The sequence below is a fragment of the Rhizobacter sp. P1_G5 genome, from assembly GCF_056405435.1.
Genome location: NZ_JBFUCB010000460.1, coordinates 1 through 4,986 on the forward strand (window position 1 = coordinate 1; position 4,986 = coordinate 4,986).

4 protein-coding genes are annotated in these 4,986 nt (G+C 71.5%); all 4 read right to left on the bottom strand.

What is annotated here, in order from left to right; genetic code table 11:
- The coding region (locus tag AC1D12_RS24510; RefSeq protein WP_477843430.1) for a TonB-dependent receptor family protein at window positions 1–1,894 on the bottom strand (1,894 nt) is incomplete at its 3' end.
- Window positions 1,895–1,931: 37 nt separating this feature from the next.
- On the bottom strand, window positions 1,932–3,101 hold the full coding sequence (locus AC1D12_RS24515) for a serine/threonine-protein kinase (protein ID WP_477843432.1): 1,170 nt from the start codon (window positions 3,099–3,101) through the stop codon (window positions 1,932–1,934).
- Between the two features lie 6 nt (window positions 3,102–3,107).
- Complete coding sequence (locus AC1D12_RS24520; RefSeq protein WP_477843434.1) at window positions 3,108–4,031, bottom strand: PEGA domain-containing protein; 924 nt, start codon at window positions 4,029–4,031, stop codon at window positions 3,108–3,110.
- 130 nt (window positions 4,032–4,161) lie between these two features.
- Entirely contained in the window at window positions 4,162–4,890 is a 729-nt protein-coding gene (gene phnF, locus AC1D12_RS24525; protein ID WP_477843436.1) for a phosphonate metabolism transcriptional regulator PhnF, read from the bottom strand.
- Window positions 4,891–4,986 lie beyond the last annotated feature (96 nt).

Genomic DNA, 4,986 nt, shown 5'->3' on the forward strand with positions numbered 1-4,986 from the left:
CGAACACCTTGCTCAACGCCCGCACGTCGACCCCCGCGCGCCAGCCCTGCGGCGGCGCCCACGCCAGGCTCGCCTGTAAGCTGCTGCGCGCGATGCCTGGAATGCGCTGCCCCGACGCGATCTCGACGTTCGGTGCGGCACACGGCGTGGCCGTGCAGGTCATGAACGCGTCGCGGTAGCGCGCATCGAGCCAGGTGGCCGCCGCCTGCGCCTTCCACGGCTCGGGCAGCGCCGCGACGGCGCTGAGTTCCAGCCCGCTGCGCCGCGTGCTGCCCGCGTTCTGGAAGGTCGATCGCCCACCGGTGTTGGTCAGCGTGACGATCTCGTCCGACGTGCGAGTCTGGAACACCGCCGCGTTGAACTCGCCGATGCCGTCCAGCCGGCTCTTGAGGCCGAGTTCCAGGCTGCGGCTCGTCGCAGGCTGCAGCGCGAAGTTCAATCCCGTCGCGCCATTCGGCCGGTAGCCCAGCTCGTTCAGCGTCGGCGTCTCGAAGCCCTTGCCGGCCGTCGCATACAGGTGCACCGAGCGGCTCGCGGCCCACAGCACGCCCAGCACCGGCAGCGTCGCGCGGTGGTCGGCGCGGCCGCTGTCGTCGGGGTTGGCACCCACGATGTAGTTGTCGTGCGATTCGAAGCGCACGCGGCTGTGCCGCACGCCGGCGTTCAGCGTCCAGTCGGTCGCCGGCTGCCACGAGGCCTGCAGGTAGGGGTCGATGTTGCTGACGAAATTGGTCTCGTCGCGCCGCATCGCGCCGCGCTGGCCGCGTTGGGGTGTTGCCGCATCGCCGGTGTAGTCGAGATACCCCTGGCGCAACTCGCGCAGCCGGTCGTAGGCCAAGCCGCCGATCAGCGTCAACGGCCGGTCCGCCACGGCGGTCTTCGTCGTCCAGCGCCAGTCGGTGCCGCTGTAGTCGCGCCGAAGATCGATCACGCCGCCGGGGTGCAGCGCGTTGTTCGCCTGCGTCGCCACCGGGATGGCCTGGAACTGCTCGGTGCGCCGGTGCCCGCCGTACACCATCACCCGCAGCGAATTGCCGGCCGACACCCGCCGGTCGAACACGATGCCGGCCTGCGTCTGCGAGACGGTCTTGCGCGTGTCGAAATCGGTCGCCACCGGATCGGCGCTGCGCGGATTCGCATCGAACGCGGCCCGCGTCAGCCCGAGCGGATCCTGCGCGAACGGCAGCGCAACGCTGTTCAGCACCACGCTCCAGCGCGTGTCGTCGTCCGCCCGCCACACCAGCTTCGCGTTGCCGATGTCGCGCCGCGCGGCGCCGTGGTCGCGGTAGCCGTCGGTCTCGAAATGGCTCGCGCTCAGCAGGTAGCTCAGCCGGCCTTCGGCGCCCGAGAGCTTGCTGCTGGTGCGCATCGCGCCATCGCTGCCGCCCGCCACGCCGAAGCTCAACGCCGGCCGGCCGATACCCTCTTCGGTGAACACCTGCAGCACGCCGCCCGACGAATTGCCGTACAGCGCCGAGAACGGCCCGCGCAGCACCTCGATGCGCTCGACCGAGTTCAGGTCGACGTTGGTGATCTGGCCTTGCCCGTCGGGCAGCGTGGCCGGGATGCCGTCGACATACAGCCGCACGCCGCGGATCCCGAAGGTGGATCGCGCGCCGAAGCCGCGCACCGAGATCTGCACATCCTGCGCGTAGTTCTGCCGGTCGCGCGCCTGCAGGCCGGGCACGCCGGCGAGTCCGTCGGAGAGGTTGACCTGCAGCCGGCCGTCGCGCAGCGTGTCGCCGTCGACCACGTCGATCGAGGCCGGCACATCGAAGCGCGGTGTCTCGGTGCGGGTGGCCGTCACGGTGACGGTGGGCAGCACCTGCTGGGCCGGGGCGGCGGGGGCCAGCGCGCACAGCGCCAGCGCCGAGAAAGCGGTTCGTCGATTCATGCGCGCTCGCCGGGCCATCGACATGCCGTCGCCGGCGCTAGCCGATCACGATCGCCACGCTGGTGAACAACGCTGCCGCCAGCGTCGCCGCCAGCAGCCACGGCCCGCGCCGCCAGCGCTGGCGCGGCGGGGGCGGCGTGGCGAGCAGGTCGCCGTCGCGCAGCCGCACCAGGGCGGCTTCCGAATCGAAACGCCGCGACACCGACAGCAGCGCCATGTCCGGCGCGAACGACGCGCGCGTCATCGACTGCGTCGTCGCGAAGCTCTGCGCCAGCGGCGTGAACGAGGTCATCGAGACGCCGGCGCCGGGCGGCGTTTCGCCGTCGGCCGCCTCGTCGGCGCTCGGGTCCGACAGGCTGCTGCGGCAGGCCAGCAGGTCGGCGGCCAGCGCCTCGGCGCTCTGGTAGCGGTCGGCCGGCTGCTTGGCCAGCGTCTTCGCGACGATCAGGTCGAGCACCACCGGCACGTCCGGGTTCAGCCGGCTCGGGATCGCCGGCTCGGCATGGCCGATCGCGTACATCAGCTGGTTCACGTCGGCGCCGTTGAACGGCGTCGTGCCGGTCAGCATCTCGTGCAGCACGACGCCCAGCGAGAAGATGTCGGCCCGGTGGTCGATGTCGTTGCCGGCGATCTGCTCCGGCGACATGTACTTCGGCGAACCGAGGATGGTGCCGGTCTGCGTGATCACGTCAGACGTCGGGATGCGCGCGATGCCGAAATCCATCAGCTTCGCGTGCCGGCCGTGCACCAGCATGATGTTGGCCGGCTTGATGTCGCGGTGCACCACGCCCTGCGCATGCGCGACGCTCGCGCCCAGCGCCACCTGGCGCACGATGTCGACCGCCATCGCGAGCGAGACCCGGCTGCTCGCCAGCCGGTCGCGCAGCTCCACGCCCTCGAGCAGCTCCATCGCGAGGTAGGCCCAGTCGCCGTCGCGGCCGACGTCGTACACCGTCACCAGGTTCGGGTGGTTCAGCCCGCCGGCGGCGCGCGCCTCCTGCTGGAAGCGCACCGCGTGCTCGGCGGCGGCATCCTCGCCCATGTACAGCGTCTTCAGCGCGACCGGGCGGCCCAGCTGCTCGTCATGCGCGCGGTACACCACGCCCATCGCGCCGCGGCCGAGCTCCGACTGGATGCGGTAGCGGCCCAGTTGCGACGGGAGGCGCGGGTCGACGTGCGTGTGGATGATGGTGTCTGGAGAGTTCACGGCGTCTCAGTTTCCGAGCCGGCGGCGCAGGTCCTGCCAGAAGCCCGACTTGCCCTGCTTGACCGGCTTGGCCGGTTTCGGGGCCGCGACGAAGCGGTGCTGGATCGTGATGCGTTCGCCCGGCGCGACCTGAACCTCGGTACTGTACGGCGGGAAACCGCCCGCGGTCAGTTCCAGCGTGTGCGGGCCGCTCGCGAGCTCGATCTGCGTCAGCGGCGGCGTGCTGCCCTTGTGTTCGCCGTCGACCGACACCTCGGCCTGCGGCTTCACGTCGAACACGATCACCGCGCCCTGGGTCGCCTCGCGCCATTCGTCCAGCCCCCAGCGCACCGCGATGCCGCCGCCGATCAGCAGCGCGCTGCCGATGATGCCGGCCAGCAGCAGGCGGCGCTGGTACTGCAGGCTCGCCTGCGGGTTGATCGCGAACAGCTCGTGCGTGCGCACCTGGTCGTCGATCGAGGTGCCGGCCAGCTCGAGCCGGCGCGCCGCGCCCGGCGAGTTGACATCGAGCGCGTCGCGGAAACTGCGGGTGGCCAGCATGCGGCCCGGCTTGGCGAAGGTGGCGATGGCCGCCGCGGTGCTCAGCCCGTCGCCCATCAGCGCGGGCCCGCCCTGGGCGTCGGTCACCAGCTTGACGGCGCCGTGGTTCAGGCCGACCACGGTGCGCCGGCTTCGGCTCTTGCGGGCCAGGCGCTGCGCGACGTCGAAAGCCACCAGCGGATCGGCGGTGATCACGATCGCGATGCCGTCGCGGGCGTCGAGCACGACGCGTTCGCTGGCAGGAACTGCGTCCAGGGCCGCCGCGGCGCGCGACTCCAGCCGGGCCTTCAGCGTCGCCTGCTCGGTCACCGATGAGCTGCCGAACTCCCGGATGCGGGCGAACACGACGCTCGCAGGCCTCGCGGTCGGGACTCGGTTTTCTTCAGGCATCGGGGGCGCAGGCGTTCGGATGGGCAATGGGAGACGCGATTGGAAACGCATTTGAGCCTACCACCGCCCCCCCGCCGGTGGCGGGATGCAACCGGTTGTGCCATACGTCACGCCGATAGCGGGTGATTGCTCACGGCTCGACGACCACCTGCACCATCGCGCTGTTGAACCGGGAGATGCCGTACTCGATCGGCCGGCCCGCGGCGTCGACGTAGACGCTCTCGACAACCAGGATCGGCGTCGCCGGCGGCTGCTTCAACTGGCGCGCCACCACCCGCTCCGGCGTTTTCGCGGTCACCCGGCCGAGGCGCCGCTCGAAGCTGTCGACGCCCAGCCGCGCCAGCGCCAGATGCGTCTTGCCGAGTTCGCGGTAGACCTGCGCGATGCCGGCAAATCGCGGCAGCGGGAAATACTGGGTGCAGACGCCGATCACCTTGTCGTCGACGACATCGAGCGAATCGACCTGCACCACGCGGCTGCCGGCGGGCAGCTCCAGCAGCGCCAGCACCTCGGCCTCGGGCACCCGCTCGGCGTCGTGCGTCAGCCGGCTGGCGCCGACCCGCCGCGCCTTCGCGAGGCTGTGCGCGAAGCGACTGCGCCGGCCGAGCGCATAGTCGATCGCCTCCTCGCGCACGAAGGTGCCGCGGCCGTGCAGCACCTCGACCAGCCCGCGCTCGGCCAGCRCCTTCACGGCCTGGCGCACGGTGTGGCGGTTGACGCCGAAGCGGCCGGCCAGCGCCAGCTCGTTGGCCAGCCTGCCCGTCACTCGCCCGCCGAGGATGTCGTCGGCGAGTGCCTTCTCGATCTGCAGCCAGATCGACACACCCGCGCTGCGCGTCAGCGGAAGCACGCCGCTCATGCCGCGATCACCCGTTCCGCCAGCGCCGGCGCGATGCTCATGCCGACGCCTGCGGTGATCGCCACCGCCTGCACGCCCGGCGCCGGGCTCAGCACC